Source organism: Nocardia alni (assembly GCF_019038435.1).
GTDB classification, from domain to species: domain Bacteria; phylum Actinomycetota; class Actinomycetes; order Mycobacteriales; family Mycobacteriaceae; genus Nocardia; species Nocardia alni.
Window position 1 is genome coordinate 16,738 of the sequence record NZ_JAGPOX010000034.1, and the last position, 14,370, is coordinate 31,107.

General features: G+C 68.5%; 12 protein-coding genes. 9 read left to right on the top strand and 3 right to left on the bottom strand.

The features are described 5' to 3' along the window. Positions 1-123: 123 nt before the first annotated feature. Positions 124-2,937, top strand: a complete 2,814-nt coding sequence (locus JZ791_RS15530; protein WP_216895422.1) for a hypothetical protein — start codon at positions 124-126, stop codon at positions 2,935-2,937. After that, a complete protein-coding gene (locus JZ791_RS15535; protein WP_216895424.1) occupies positions 2,924-4,021 on the top strand; it encodes a glycoside hydrolase family 88 protein in 1,098 nt (365 codons plus the stop codon). The genes JZ791_RS15530 and JZ791_RS15535 overlap by 14 nt, the downstream gene beginning before the upstream one ends. A 70-nt stretch (positions 4,022-4,091) precedes the next feature. Here JZ791_RS15535 and JZ791_RS15540 read toward each other — a convergent pair whose 3' ends face one another. Further along, positions 4,092-6,122: an MFS transporter gene (locus JZ791_RS15540; RefSeq protein ID WP_216895426.1), complete on the bottom strand. Its 2,031-nt coding sequence runs from the start codon at positions 6,120-6,122 to the stop codon at positions 4,092-4,094. Further along, positions 6,119-6,589, bottom strand: a complete 471-nt coding sequence (locus tag JZ791_RS15545) for a MarR family winged helix-turn-helix transcriptional regulator (protein ID WP_216895428.1) — start codon at positions 6,587-6,589, stop codon at positions 6,119-6,121. Before JZ791_RS15545 ends, JZ791_RS15540 begins: the two co-directional genes overlap by 4 nt. Positions 6,590-6,717: 128 nt before the next feature. Here JZ791_RS15545 and JZ791_RS15550 point away from each other — a divergent pair, with 128 nt between their 5' ends. The 3 genes from JZ791_RS15550 (at position 6,718) to JZ791_RS15560 (ending at position 10,039) form a co-directional block, all read left to right on the top strand. After that, positions 6,718-7,284: a phospholipase D-like domain-containing protein gene (locus JZ791_RS15550; protein ID WP_216895430.1), complete on the top strand. Its 567-nt coding sequence runs from the start codon at positions 6,718-6,720 to the stop codon at positions 7,282-7,284. A gap of 47 nt (positions 7,285-7,331) precedes the next feature. Then, a complete protein-coding gene (locus JZ791_RS15555; protein ID WP_216895432.1) occupies positions 7,332-8,846 on the top strand; it encodes a DUF7782 domain-containing protein in 1,515 nt (504 codons plus the stop codon). A 227-nt stretch (positions 8,847-9,073) separates the two neighbouring features. After that, positions 9,074-10,039, top strand: a complete 966-nt coding sequence (locus JZ791_RS15560; RefSeq protein WP_216895434.1) for a sigma-70 family RNA polymerase sigma factor — start codon at positions 9,074-9,076, stop codon at positions 10,037-10,039. A 634-nt stretch (positions 10,040-10,673) separates the two neighbouring features. Here the strand turns inward: JZ791_RS15560 and JZ791_RS15565 are convergent. Beyond that, positions 10,674-11,552, bottom strand: a complete 879-nt coding sequence (locus JZ791_RS15565; RefSeq protein ID WP_216895436.1) for a LysR family transcriptional regulator — start codon at positions 11,550-11,552, stop codon at positions 10,674-10,676. A gap of 70 nt (positions 11,553-11,622) precedes the next feature. On the opposite strand from JZ791_RS15565, the gene JZ791_RS15570 reads away from it, so the two are divergent. The 4 genes from JZ791_RS15570 (at position 11,623) to JZ791_RS15585 (ending at position 14,313) form a co-directional block, all read left to right on the top strand. Continuing rightward, entirely contained in the window at positions 11,623-11,940 is a 318-nt protein-coding gene (locus tag JZ791_RS15570; RefSeq protein ID WP_216895438.1) for a hypothetical protein, read from the top strand. Beyond that, positions 11,937-12,728 carry an SDR family NAD(P)-dependent oxidoreductase gene (locus JZ791_RS15575; RefSeq protein WP_216895440.1) on the top strand — a complete coding sequence of 264 codons (792 nt, stop codon included), beginning with the start codon at positions 11,937-11,939 and terminating at the stop codon, positions 12,726-12,728. The genes JZ791_RS15570 and JZ791_RS15575 overlap by 4 nt, the downstream gene beginning before the upstream one ends. A gap of 125 nt (positions 12,729-12,853) precedes the next feature. Further along, the gene (locus JZ791_RS15580; protein ID WP_216895442.1) at positions 12,854-13,879 is read left to right on the top strand and encodes an amidohydrolase family protein; all 1,026 of its coding nucleotides are present in this window, start codon (positions 12,854-12,856) and stop codon (positions 13,877-13,879) included. Positions 13,880-14,025: 146 nt separating this feature from the next. Continuing rightward, positions 14,026-14,313, top strand: coding sequence for a DUF427 domain-containing protein (locus JZ791_RS15585; RefSeq protein ID WP_216895443.1), 288 nt, complete (start codon positions 14,026-14,028; stop codon positions 14,311-14,313). Positions 14,314-14,370 lie beyond the last annotated feature (57 nt).

Consider the following 14,370-nt stretch of genomic DNA (forward strand, 5'->3'; position numbering starts at 1 on the left):
TGCCGCGACCGACCACGACGGTGGTCGTCGTCCGGACAGCAAGCTATCCCCTTCGACCAGATCCTCGCGGGGCGGTAGTGTCGATCGGCAGATCATCTCCGGTCTCGTCCAAGGAGCGATCAGGTGAACGACCTACTGCCCCCGACCGGGCGCACGGTACACGCCCTGGACCGGCGTGGCTATGTCCGCGACTGGCTCAGCGTGCCGGTCTGGTCGACGCCGTGCCGGGATCTGGACCTCGTGCTCGAGGCCACGGGCAGTCCGTGGGGCCAGGACGGGCGCTGGGTGCTGACCAACGGTCCCGACGTCGCGCCGCTCAAACGGCGGCTCTACCAGATCCATCCGCTCGATGTCGGCCAGCCGATGCCGCAGGTGTGCGAGGGCGCGGACTTTTCCTGGGACTCGCAGGGGCAGCGGCGCGAATCGCGTTGGGAGCGTCGGCACGTCGGCGCGGACGGACTGCTGGATTGGAGCGAGTTCTGCTTCACCCCGCAGTACCGCCAGGCGATCGCCGCGACCGTGCTGGAGGTCGACCAGGCCGAGTACCGGGTCCTCGAGGTGAGCTGCACCGGTCCGGCGGCACTGTTCGCCGACGGTGAGCTGCTGTGGCAGAGCGATGATTTCAGCTATATGGAACCGTATCGCGACCAGGTCCGGGTACGGCTGCGCTCGGGCGCGACCACCATACATCTGCTCACCTGGCAGGTCGCGTTCCGGGAGTGCCGTCACGTGGCGAGCCTGCGGATCGACGGCCTGCCGGTCCGGGTGGTCATCCCCTCCCCCGAAGCCGACGAATACCGTGCCGCCACAGCGGAACACCTGCTCGACGCGGTCGGCATCGGCCCGTGGGCCAGCCCCGACGGGACCGTCCGGATGAGCGGTCCGGTCGGCGCGCGGTACGAAGTGATCACCGCCGGCGGCCGGATACAGGAGGTGGAGATCACCGACGAGGCAGCGATCGTACCTATCGTCGAAAGTTCCAGCGCGATAGCCGAATCGGCCGACGCCGCGAGCGGGACGCCCGGGGGCGCCGATCCGTCGTACGGCCTCGCCGCGACGGACGCGACCGCCTCGATGCTCGCGACCGGCGAAACGGTGCTGACCGTGCGAGTCCCGGACCCCATGGCGCCGGTGACGCGACAGTTGCGGGCGGCCCGTGTGCCGGAGAACTATCGTTCCGGCCCCGGCGACACCGACCCGGCGCAGTGGCGATCGGAACTGCTGCGGCATGTCGCCGCGGGCGTGCCCGGCGTGGCCCGGGCGCTGGCTCGCCACGCGCTCGACCCGCACGCCAAAATCGCCGACGACGACCTCGCACCGGCGTTGCGGATGATCGAATCCCGATCCGACTGCGCCGATTTCGAGGCGCTGGCGCTGGTGCATCTGCGACAGCGGCTCGGCGACGACGTGTGGACCACCGACCAGCACGAGCGGGTGCGGCGCGCGTTACTGGGGTTCAAGTACTGGATCGACCAGCCCGGCCTGGACGCCATGTGCTACTTCACCGAGAACCACCAGTTCGTCTGGCACACCGCCGAAACCCTGGTGGGTGAGCTGTTTCCGGACGAGATGTTCACCAATACGGGCCGCACCGGGCGCGAGCACGCCGACCACGGCCGCGGCCTGGCCCAGGAGTGGATGCGCCGCAAGCTATCCGGCGGTTTCAGCGAATTCGACTCCAACGCCTACCTGGCCATCGACGCGCTGGCCCTGGTGTCCTGGGTCGAATTCGCCGGGGACTACCGGATGCGGCGGCTGGCCGAGGCCCTGCTGGACAAGGCGCTACTCACCCTGGCGTGCAACTCGTGGCGCGGGATTCACGGCGCCGCGCACGGCCGCTCGTATGTGCCCACGCTGCGCTCGTCCCGGTTCGAGGAGACCGCGCCGATCATGTGGACACTCTGGGGCGCAGGGGCTTTGAACTCGGCGGTACTGCCCGCGACCGTGCTGGCCACCGCCGATCGCTATCGGATGCCCGAGCTGATCGGGGAGATCGCCGCGACGCCGCCGCAGGAGTGGGACGGCCGCCAGGTGTATCGCGGCCGGTACCGGCCCGAACACGATCTGCTCTCCCGACCCTACGGCTCGGACCTGCGCGTGTGGCGCACGCCCGACGCGATGCTCTCCAGCGTGCAGGACTACCGATCCGGTTTGCCCGGACTCCAGGAACACATCTGGGGCGCTACGCTCGGACCCGAGGTCCAGGTGTTCGCCACCCATCCGGCCGCGGACAGCACCTCGTCCTCGGCTCGTCCCAACGCCTGGGCGGGACAGCGCATTCTGCCCCGAGCGCATCAGCACCGCGATACCGTCCTTGTGCTGCACCAGGTTCCGGACGACGATCCGTTCGGCTCGACCCATGTCTGGTTCCCCACACCACATCTGGAGGAGTGGACCGAACGCGGCCCGTGGCTCGCGGGACGCGTCGAGGCAGGATATGTCGCGGTCGCGACGGCAGGGGGCCTACGGCCGTGCACCACCGGCGACGAGGCCTATCAGGCCTGGTTGCCGCGCGGGGCAGGTCTCGGCTATGTCGTCACCGTCGGGCGAGCCGCCACCGACGGCTCGTTCACCGAATTCGTCGCCGCCCTGAACGATCCGGAATTCGAGCCGGATTGCGTGCAGTGGCGGACCAGGGACGGGCGCAGACTGTCGCTGCGCTGGCCGGGCGCGTTCACCGTGAACGATTCGGCGCCGATGGAACCCGCGCAAGGCCCGCCGCATCTCGACAATCCGGCCGTGCGCCTGCCCTTCGGCGCGGACAGCCTCGAGGCCGAGTGGAACGGCCGGCGCCTGGTGCTGGACCTGGCCGAGGGCCGCCGCATCGAACCGGCCAGTTCGGTCCTGCCGCGCCGCCGGTCCGGCGACGGCGCCCCCGACCCCAACGGCCGCTTCACGCTGCCGGACGGTTGGGAAAAGCGCCGTGCCGCCCGATGACCTGACCTCGTCCCGCGAGGCCGCGCCGCCACTGCCGCCGCTGACCGGCCTGACGCCTACCAGGCTCCTCGAACTCGGCGAGCGGGTGGTGGCGGGAACCTGGAAAACCGGACTGCCGTCATGGTTCTGGGGTGAAGGGGTATGCCTGCTCGGCATGATTCGCTACGCCCGGGCGCGCGAGTTGCCGATCCCCGACGAGGTCGTGGGATGGCTGCGGAATCAGCGCGGCGCCGGGATCGCCATCACCCACGTCAACAATCTGGCCCCCGGTACGGCGGCGATGCTCGCCGCCGCCGACCACCCCGATCTGGCCGATATCGCCGATGAGCTGGCGCGGTGGTTACGCGAATCACCCGACGCGACAAGGGCTCCGGGCGGCGCGCTGGAGCACTGGCCGGGCGGAGTGTGGGCGGACACCACGTTCATGGCCGGGGTGTTCCTAGGTCATCTCGGCGAATACCGTGGTGACGCAACACTGGTCACCGAATTCGGCACACAGCTTCTCGCCCATGCCGACATCCTCCAGGACCCGGCTACCGGACTGTTCGCGCACGGTTCGCATCGCGGCGAGACGATCCGATGTCACTGGGGTCGTGGCAATGCCTGGTACGCACTGGCCGCGGTCGAGTACCTCGAACTCGCGGCACGCCAACGGGTCGCGGTCCCACCGGATCAACGACAACGGGTGACCGAATCCCTGCTGCGCCAACTGTCCTGGCTCGCTGACCATCAGCCCGGGCACGGTGTGTGGAGCGTTCTGGTCGACGAGCAGCCCGAGAACGCCGGAATCCTGGAGACCTCCGCCGCAGCGGGCCTGGGCGCGGCGATGCTGCGTGCGGCCGCGGTGATTCCCCACTGCCCCGCCGAGATCGCCGCCGCAGGATGGCGAGCGGTGTGCGGTTCGCTGGCCTACGTCGACACCGAGGGCCTGCTGACCCGCGTCAGCGCTGGTACCGTCCTGCAGCTTATCCCCTTCGGCTACAGCGTCATCCGCGACGACCGCCCCCAGCCCTGGGGCCAGGGCCTGGCCCTGCACGCGATCGCCGCCGCCCTCACGGCGCTGCGGCACGGCACAGCGCCGTGAGCCACGGCGGCAATCCGAAACATCGTGTCCCTCATCGACACTCGTGCTGGATTCGGATACCGCCGATCCGTCAGGCGGACAGCATCTCCCGCAGCTTCGCGGTATCGATGACGTGCGCCCGGGACGGGAACACATTGTTCACCAACGTCTCGTGCGCCTGCGAATCCGTATCCGCGACCGCGTCGGCCAGCACGAACACCCGATAGTCCCGGTCGGCGGCATCGATCAGCGTCGACAGCACCACGCCGCTGGTGCTCACCCCGGACAACACCACGGTGTCGATCCCGCGATCGCGCAACTGCTCGTGCAGGTCGGTGGTGGAGATCCCGCCGAAGCGGATCTTGCGCACGACGACATCACCGTCCTGCGGCGCGATCCGGCCGTCGATCTGGGTGGCGTCCTCCTCGTGGTGCATCAGCTTCCCCGCTGCCACCTGGGAGAAGGTCTTGTTGGTATCCGGCACGGCCGACCAGTCGTCCTCGGTGAAGGCGACGCGGACGTAGCCGACGGTGCCGCCGGCGGCGCGCATATCGGCGATGGCGCCGCCGACTCGCTCCAGCAGGGCGTCGGAGTCCTCGAAGCGGGACAGGATTCCCTGCTGGAAGTCCATCGCCAACAGAGCGGTCTGCTTGGGGTCGATCGCCGGGATGGCGGGGGTACTCACGGGTGAATCTCCTTGTTGTATTTCATGATCCGGCGAGTCTCGCCGATTTCTCTCTCGGTTTCCGAGCTTGCGGTCCAGGACCGTGAGCAGCAGCACCACCACGCCCGCCGCGACGAGCACGAGGCCGAGGGTGTGCAGGCCGCCGTCGTCGACGCCGCCGCGGAACGCGAGGCTGCCGATCACGGCCGAGACGATCGTTCCGAGATATCCGAAGGTCCGGAACAATCCGGAGGCCGTGCCGATCTGCTCGGGCGAGGCCTCCAGGTACAGGGCGGTCTGGTTGCCGACCGTGGTGGTCGCGGCGGTGACGCCGAAGATCAACGACACCAGCACGATCGCGAGGATCGGGCTGTGCGCGCCGAGCAGCATGATGCCGGCCGAACCGAGCAGCATGCTCACCGCCGAGACGATCAGCGGGCCGCGCACCAGATTGCGGCGGGACAGCGGGAACGACAGCAGCGCGGACACCGCGCCCATCGGCAACAGCAACAGCCCGGCCATCTCGGTGGAGACGCCGCGACCGGCCTCGATCCACTCGGTCACGCCGAACATCACCGTGTAGACCCCGATCAGGGTCAGGCCCTGGCGCAGATAGGTGCGAGTGAGCGCGCCGTTCGCGGCCAGACCGCGCAGGTCGATGAACGGCTGCTCGGTGCGCAGCTCCCACCACACCGTCGGCACGGCGAGCACGACGAAGACCGCGAGCGCGATCCAGTCCAGGTGCGGCAGCCCCATCAGGAAGATGATCAGCGAGGTCATGAACGCGGCGCAGCCGAGGATGCCCAGCAGGTCGATCCGGGCGGCCAGCACCCGCCATCCCTCGCGTTCGCGCACCGGATCCCGCGGCACCCAGCGCACGGCCATCACCAGCGCGATGGCGGCGGCGGGCAGGTTGATCAGGAAGGCCCAGCGCCAGCCCGCCGCGCCGACCAGCACACCACCGATCGGCGGACCGACGGCCGCGGTGGCCATACCCGCGATCGCCAGGCCGCCCAGCACTGTGCCGGGCGGTGCGGCCAGTCCGGCGTCGGTCGCGCGGCGGCGCACCAGCACCATCGCCGAGGGGAACGCCGAGGAGGTTCCGGCGCCGATCAGCACACGGGCGGCGATCAGCAGCGGCAGACCGTGCGCGAGGCCGCCGACGACGCCGCCGAGCAGCACCAGCAGGATGCCGCCGAGGAAGACACGGCGCGGGCCGATCACCTCGGCCAGTTTGCCCGCGGTGGGCTGGGCGATGGCGCTGGCCAGATACAGCGCGGAGACCAGCACCGACGTGCTGCCGACGGGGACGTGTAGACTCGACGCGATCGGCACGAGCGCCGTCGCGATCAGGGAGCTGTTGATCGGATTGAGGCTGGAGCCGACATAGAGCGGGGCGGTGAACGTCCACGCGAAGGGTTCGCGCATCGGTTCACGCAAGGTCACGACCGAAGTCATCTGGTGGGACCGTCTACTTCTCCTGCGGCCAGTCGTTCGAGCAGCTCGATGGTCTTGTCCAGGTCGCCCAGTTCCTCGGGGGCGATGAGCCTGTCGATCGCCCGGGTGAGATACGAGGCGCGATCCGCCTGCACCGTGCCGATCAGCGCGATCGCGGACCGATCGGCACTGATCAGCTTCTTGCGGCCGTCCTGTGGATCGGGTTCGGCGCGCACCAGCCCGGCCTCCTTCAGCACGGTCAGGGTCTGTGCGACCGCCTGTGGAGTGACATGTTCGAGCGCGGCGAGCCTGGCCGCGGTCACCGGGCCCTGCTGGATCACCGTGAGCAGCACGGAGACCTGGGTGAGGGTCAGACCGGTCGAATGCATCCCGGATTCGGCGCGCAGTCGGTTGCGCAATCGCTTGATCGCGTCGTCGAGGCGCTGCGCCGTCAGCGCGGACTGCTGAGCCGGGAGGTGTGCCTGCATGACGGCCACCCTAGAATTCAACAAGCAACTTGTCAAAGTTATCTGTTTAAGTTACTTGTCGAAATTGGGCGGGTAGGGGTCGTGCCGAAGCTCGCGTGTCGTCCGCCCGGCATGGGTACCGTGCGCACATGTCCTTCGTTATCGATAGTTCCCTGACGTGCTATCTGATGCCCGACGATCACGACGCCGCGAAACAGCGCTTCCTGCAACTGGTCGCGGGCCCAGGTGAGACCTGGATCATCGCCTACACCTTCACCCTCCAGGACGCCACCGACGAGTTGATCACCGCACACAACAACGGTGTCCGGCTGCATCTGTATCTGGACCATTCACAGTCCATCGGCCGCAGCGAGAAGCCGCTGCTGTCACAGCTTGTCGACGCCGGGGTGGAGGTCACCATCGGCACCAGCACCGCGGGCAGTGCGTATATCTGTCATACCAAGGGTTTCGCGGTCGACGCGAGCGGCGGGCCGCAGTGCTGGGAGGGGTCGGTGAACTTCTCCACCACCGGCTGGCAGCAGGTCAACACCGCGATGAATTTCAGCAATTCGACCTGGCGCGACCATTTCGTGGCCCAGTTCACCACCCTGCGCAACTACGCCTGGAGCCAGGAGCGCGACCTGCAGTTGATGTCGCAGCCACCCGCGGGGGTCGGCACGCCGGAGAGCTCACCGCTGGAGCTGTCCGTCGAGTAGGCCCCGCTGCCATATCCCGGCTACGTCCCCTGGCAAAGTTCGGATCCATGACGAACTCGACGGCCGTTGTCTCGCCGCTGGCCGCGCTCGCCCCCGACCTGCGCGCCGCGCTGACCCGCGCGCGGTACGACGCCGACACCCTGCTCGCGGTGCTCGGTGACGACGCGCACACCGCGCTGGGCCGCTCCGAACCGGTGCCGGTACGGCGCGCGGTCCGCGATGCGGGCGAGCTGGGCACGCTGGTGCGGCTGCTGCTGCTCGGCGATCCCGAACCCGAGAGTGCGGTGGCCGCCGCGCTCGCACCGCTGGACCTCGATCGCGCGGTCGCGGCCGGACTGCTGGAGCGCGACGGCGACCGGATTCGCGCCGCCCTGGATCTGCGCCCGCTGGACCTGGGCGGCGGCACCCGCTGGGTGATCTCGGACCTCGATGATTCGCTCCAGCGGCGCACCCTGACCGCCGAACACGTGCTGGGCGTCGGCCAGGCCTCGCTGTCGCTGCTGCGCGCTACCCCGACCGCGCCGGTCGATTCGGTGCTGGATCTGGGCACCGGCTGCGGCGTGCAGGCGGTGCACGCGGCCGGATACGCCCGCGCGGTCACCGGCACCGATGTCAGCGCACGGGCGCTGTGGCTCGCGCAGGCCACCGCCGCGCTGAACGAGCTGGACATCGAACTGCTCGAGGGCTCCTGGTTCGAGCCCGTCGCGGGGCGGCGCTTCGATCGCGTGGTGGCCAATCCCCCGTTCGTGGTCGGTCCCGCGCGGGTCGAGCACACCTACCGTGATTCGGGCCTGGCCCTGGACGGCGCGAGCGAACTGGTCGTCTCCCAGGCCCCGGCGCTGCTGAAACCCGGCGGCCTGGCGACCATGCTGGCCTCCTGGGTGCATGTCGACGGACAGGACTGGCAGGCTCGGGTGTCCTCGTGGCTGCCCGATCACGGGGTGGACGCCTGGATCGTGCAGCGCGATATCGCCGATCCGGCCCTCTACGTGGGCACCTGGCTGCGCGATGCCGGACTGGATCCGCGCGACCCCGCGGCACAGGAACGCGCCGAGGCGTGGCTGGCCGCGTTCGACGCCGCCGAGGTCGAGGGCATCGGCTTCGGCTTCGTCTACCTGCGCGCGATCGACGGACCCACCGAACTGCTCGCCGAGGACCTCACGCACGCCTTCGACGATCCGCTCGGCGCGGAGGCCAGCGCCTATTTCGACCGCTCGGCCTGGCTGCGTACGGTGGCCTCGGATCCGGGTCTGGCCTGGTCCGCGCCGTTCGCCGTGGAGGCCGCGACCGCGCTGGAACGGGTCTACCTGCCCGGCGAGCAGGGGTGGACGCAGCAGGTCGCGCGCCTGCATCGCGGCGACGGTCCGCGCTGGCAACACGAGGTGGACGACATCACTGCCGCGCTGCTAGCGGGAATGCGCCAGGACGGTCTGCCGTTGAACGAACTGGTCGAACTGCTCGCAGTCGGCCACACCGACGCGGAGGCGACACCCGAATTCCGCGCCGCCGCACTGACTGTCGTGACCGATCTGATTCGTCACGGACTGATTCGCCCCGCCTAGTCCTGGTACTCCTCTGCACCGGGCCGGTGATCACGATTCGGTCCGTCCCGGATCACGAGTGGAGAACGGATACGGCAGGCGTTCCCGGACGAGCTGCTTCTTAGGAACTTCTCAGATGGGTAGGGCGATAGCCGCAGCTCAACACGGTTTATTGCCGCGGTGGCGGGGAACTTTCCCACTGTCGGGTCCGTTGTTCGGAGTGAGACACCACCGACAGGAGGCAAGTCATGACAAGCCCCGCCACCACTGGAGTGCGCACGAGCGAGGACCTCGACACCCAGAGCCCCGCCGCCGACCTGGTACGTGTGTACCTGAACGGCATAGGCAAGACGGCGCTGCTCACGGCCGCCGACGAGGTCGAGCTGGCCAAGCGCATCGAGGCGGGCCTCTACGCCCAGAACCTGTTGGAGACCAGCAAGCGTCTAGCCGCGACCCGCAAGCGAGATCTCGCGATCCTCGTGCGCGACGGTCAGGCTGCCCGCTCGCATCTGCTCGAGGCCAACCTGCGCCTGGTCGTCTCCCTCGCCAAACGGTACACCGGCCGCGGCATGCCGCTGCTGGACCTAATCCAGGAGGGCAACCTGGGTCTGATCCGCGCGATGGAGAAGTTCGACTACTCCAAGGGCTTCAAGTTCTCCACGTACGCCACCTGGTGGATCCGCCAGGCCATCACCCGCGGCATGGCCGATCAGAGCCGCACCATCCGGCTGCCCGTGCACCTGGTCGAGCAGGTCAACAAGCTGGCCCGGATCAAGCGCGAACTGCACCAGCAGCTCGGCCGCGAGGCCACCGACGAGGAGCTGGCCCGCGAGTCCGGCATCGCGGTCGAGAAGATCGCCGACCTGCTGGACCACAGCCGCGACCCGGTAAGCCTGGACATGCCCGTCGGTAGCGACGAGGAGGCCCCCCTCGGCGATTTCATCGAGGACTCCGAGGCCACCTCCGCCGAGAGCGCCGTCATCGCCGGAATCATGCACAACGACGTCCGCAGCGTGCTGGCCACCCTGGACGAGCGGGAGCAGCAGGTCATCCGCCTGCGCTTCGGCTTGGACGACGGTCAGCCCCGCACGCTGGATCAGATCGGCAAGCTGTTCGGGCTGTCCCGGGAGCGAGTGCGGCAGATCGAGCGTGAGGTCATGTCGAAACTGCGCAAGGGTGAGCGGGCCGATCGGCTGCGCGCTTACGCGAGCTGAGTTCTTCCTCGGGTGGCTCGGCCGACCGGGTGGATGGGTCGGCTGAGAATGGGGTCGAGGTCGCGAAAAGGATGAGCTTGCTCGGATCGATGAGTTAGCTTGGAGAGCAGGGCCACTCAGATCGATGAGCCGACCGATATGGGTCGAGCGATCTGGGTGGTTGGGAGCGGGGCAGTAGGGGAGGATCGAGTGGGAGTATCGCGATTCCGCAGGGGTGAATCGGACGGACATCAGGTTCGGTCTCGCCGGGCCACTGAGCGGACCGGCGAACGTGACATTCAGTCGGTCTATCGGTGCGGTATCAGCCCGGGCCGTAATCACAGTTGAGAACGATGAGTCGGTAGTACCGGCTTGCCGCCGTGCGGCGGTAAGCCCCACAGACGCTGGGCCGTCCGGAATCCGGCCCAGCTCCACCGCGGTGATCAGCACACATGGTGATCACCCCGAGCGCCGGTCGGCGTCCGCGCGTCCCGTCCCCTCCGGGCACTGCGCGAACCGGCCGGCGCTGTGTTTCGCAGGGTCGACCCCGTATCGGGCCGACCGAACGCCAAGTCGGCCGGCACTGAGCAAACCGTATGGGCACTGAGCATCCTCGATCCTGTGCTCAGTGCCCATACGGTTTGCTCAGCGATGCTCATACGGTTTGCTCAGTGGGTTCGGACTGGGCTCGGTTGGCCGCGGATGACGTCAGTGCGGCGGCGGCAAATGAGGCGACCAGAGGGCGGCAGTCCTGCTCGTTCCAGGCGAGTACGAGGTGGCTGGGCGGGGCGTCGGTGACCGGGATGCAGATCAGGCCGGGTGGGAGCTGTTCGACCAGGGAGCGCGGCAGGACCGCGATCATTCTGCCCACCGCGATCATGTGGAACATCTGGACCACGTCGGCGACCTCCGGACCTGAGTTGTCAGCGCCGGGGATCCCCTTCCACAGCGGGAGGGTCTCGCCCTCCAGATCGAACATTCGCACCGCATCCTGCCCGGCGAGCCGATGGACGGACGGCACTATGACCACACGATCCTCGGTGTACAGCGTCTCGTGGGCCAAGCCGTCGAGATCATCGAACGGCGCATAGAGCAGGCCGACGTCTGCCCGGCCGTCGCGCAGAAAATCGGTGCGGTCCGTGGGGCCGCTGAACAGGATGTCCACCTGGCGGGCATCGGGCTGGCGGGAGTACTCGGCGAGGATTCCGGACAGCAGCCCAGCGTCGCCACCGGGCTTGAGCACGAACCGCAACGGGGCTCGTGCGTCGCCGGCACGCTGGGCGCTGCGAACCGCGGCACTGACGGCGTTGAGCGCATGCCGCCCGTGCTCTTGCAGTGCCTCCCCCGCCGGGGTGAGTTCGACGTGCCGGCTGGAGCGGACGAACAACGGGACTCCCAGCCGAGTCTCGATCCGGCGGATCGCCTTCGACAAAGCGGGCTGCGCGATCGAAAGCTGCACCGCGGCCCGGCCGAAATGCAGCTCGTCGGCCACAGCGATGAAGTACTCGAGCTCCCGGGTCTCCAGTTCAATCATGCCTCCAGGTTATCGCCGAAGATCGAATCGGTCTTGGACACCGGCGGCATATGCGCCCGAAAATTACTACATGATCAACCATACGATGATCGTTTCCTTCGATCAGCCGCTGCCCGACGCCGAGCTCAACCAATACCTCATGGATATCGAACAGGTCATGCTCGACTCGGGTCTCATCCAGTCCGTCGTCACCCGGCGCCATATCCCCATCCCCGGCGAAGAGGCCATTCCGGCGCTCATCGCGACCGCGATCGTGCAGATCGGCGTGGCCGATATCGACACGCTGACGAAGGCGTTCGTCGAGCCCGGAATGCACGAGGTCATCGACCGCTGGCAGGCGCGGCATCCGTACAAGGTCGCCTGGGCGAACCACGAGCCACTGGCATGAGCGAGCGACCAGTCGGCACAGCCGAGCGCAGCGAGCGAGCAGCGGACACGGGCAGGAGCGGGGCGGGACTGGTCACCGGCGCCGGTAGCGGGATCGGCCGGGCGACAGCACTGGCGTTCGCCCGGGAGGGCGCCCGGGTCGCGGTGCTCGACATCGATGAGAACGCGGCGGCCGAGACCACCGCGCTGATCGAGAAGGAGGGCGGAGACGCCCTGGCCGTCAGCGTCGACATCGCGGACGAGGACTCCGTGCGGGCGGCCGTCGAGAGTACGGTCGCCGCCTATGGCGGCCTCGATTTCGCCGTGAACAACGCCGGACTGGCCTCGCACCACCGGCGGCTGGACAACATGAGCCTGGACGAGTTCGAGCGCGTGGTCCGGGTCAACCTGGCCGGGACCTTCCTGTGCATGAAGTACGAGCTGCCCCTGATGACGAGCGGCGGCGCGATCGTCAACATCGCCTCCAACGGCGGCCTGTACGCGATCCCGACCGCCCCCGCCTACGTGGCCGCCAAGCACGGCATCGTCGGGCTCACCAAGGTCGCCGCGGTCGACTACGCGCCGGACGACATCCGGGTCAACGCCGTATGCCCGGGCCCCACCCTGACACCCGGGTTCGAGCAGGTCGCCGAGGGCACCGACATGATCGCCCGGCAGGCGGCGATCACACCGCTGGGCCGGCTCGCCACACCGGAGGAAGCCGCCGCGGCTGCGGTCTGGTTGTGCTCGGAGGCGGCGTCCTACGTCACCGGGATCGCGTTGTCGGTCGACGGTGGGCGGCGGGCATGAGTGGACGAGAAATGCGCAGTCGCGCGACCCGGCTCGTGACGGCGCCGAGCGCCAACGAGGCAGCCGCCACATCCGAATCGACAGCATCGCAACAAGTCTCGCGTCGTACCGCACCATCGCCCGATATGCCGAATCGAGATGGCACGCGGGTCATAGCGGTAGAGGAACACATAGCCACCGAGGCGTTTCTCCGCATCGCGCACGGCCTGGACGTCGTACCCGGCGACGAGACCGAGATGGGTCTCATGCGGACGGTGGAGAATTCCCCGGATCTGCGCACTCGGCTCGTCGATCTCGACGCCCGGCTGCGGGAGATGGACGCGCTCGGACAGGACATGGCGGTGCTCAGCCTGAATCCGCCTGGGGTACAGCCCTATCCGGCGGCCGACGCGGTACCGCTGGCGCGGGAGTTCAACGACGCGCTCGCCGCGATCGTGCGCCGGCGCCCGGGCCGGTTCGGCGGGCTGGCGACGGTGGCGCCGCAGGATCCCGTCGCCGCGGCCGCCGAGGTCGAGCGGGCGATGGGCCCGCTCGGCCTCCACGGCATCATGATCAACTCGCACACCGGCGGGCGATATCTCGACGAGCCGGAATTCGCGCCGCTGCTGGCCGCGGCCGAGGCGAATCGGGCGCCTATCTACCTGCACCCGCGGGCGCCGAGCATGCTGGCCGCCTACCGCGAGTACGGTATGCCCTTCGCGATGTGGGGTTACCAGGCAGAGGCCGGACTGCACGCGATGCGGCTGATCCTCAGCGGAACCCTGGACAGGTACCCCGGGCTGACCATCGTGCTCGGGCACCTCGGCGAAGGCATCCCGTACTGGCTGCGGCGGATCGACAACCGGCACGCGTTCACGGCCCGGACGGGCGGGGCGGCCATGTCGATGCCGCGTTTGGCCCTGACGCCGAGCGAATACTTCCGGCGCAATTTCGTGATCACCACGAGCGGCATCGACGATCCGGACGTGCTCGAACTGGCCCTGCGCGCGGTCGGCGCGGACGCGATCATGTTCGCGATCGACGCTCCGTACGAGGACCCGGTTGCCGCGATGGCCTTCCTGCGGGAAACACCGCTGACCGACGATCAGCGAGCGGCGATCAGCCATCGCACGGCCGAGCGCGTCTTCACGGTCGCCGAGGCCGACGTATAGCCCATTCATGCCGCTGGGCACGTCCTGCGTGAATCAGCACCGGAAACATCTACGGGTCGCGTGCTCAGCCGAGGCCGACTGTCAACAGCCCCGGCCGGGCACAACACACGTGGGCATGAGGCGCGGCTCAGGGCAGAATGGCTTTCATGACCATCGCAACATGGAACGGGCGGGAACTGGCTCGCAGTGACGACACGATCATCGTCGAGGGCAACCACTACTTCCCGCCCGAATCGATCGATCGGCAGTACTTCGAAGGCTCCGACACCCACACCATGTGCGGCTGGAAGGGTAAAGCCAGCTATTACACCGTCGCGGTCGACGGGACTGCGAACGCCGACGCGGCCTGGTACTACCCGGAGCCGCTGGCCGCCGCGGAGAACATCAAGAACTACGTCGCGTTCTGGCACGGGGTCGAGGTGAGCGAGGGCTGAGGCGTATCCCTCCGAGCAGCTCGCGCATTCGCCCGCCGCGGCGCGCCGTGATCTCCT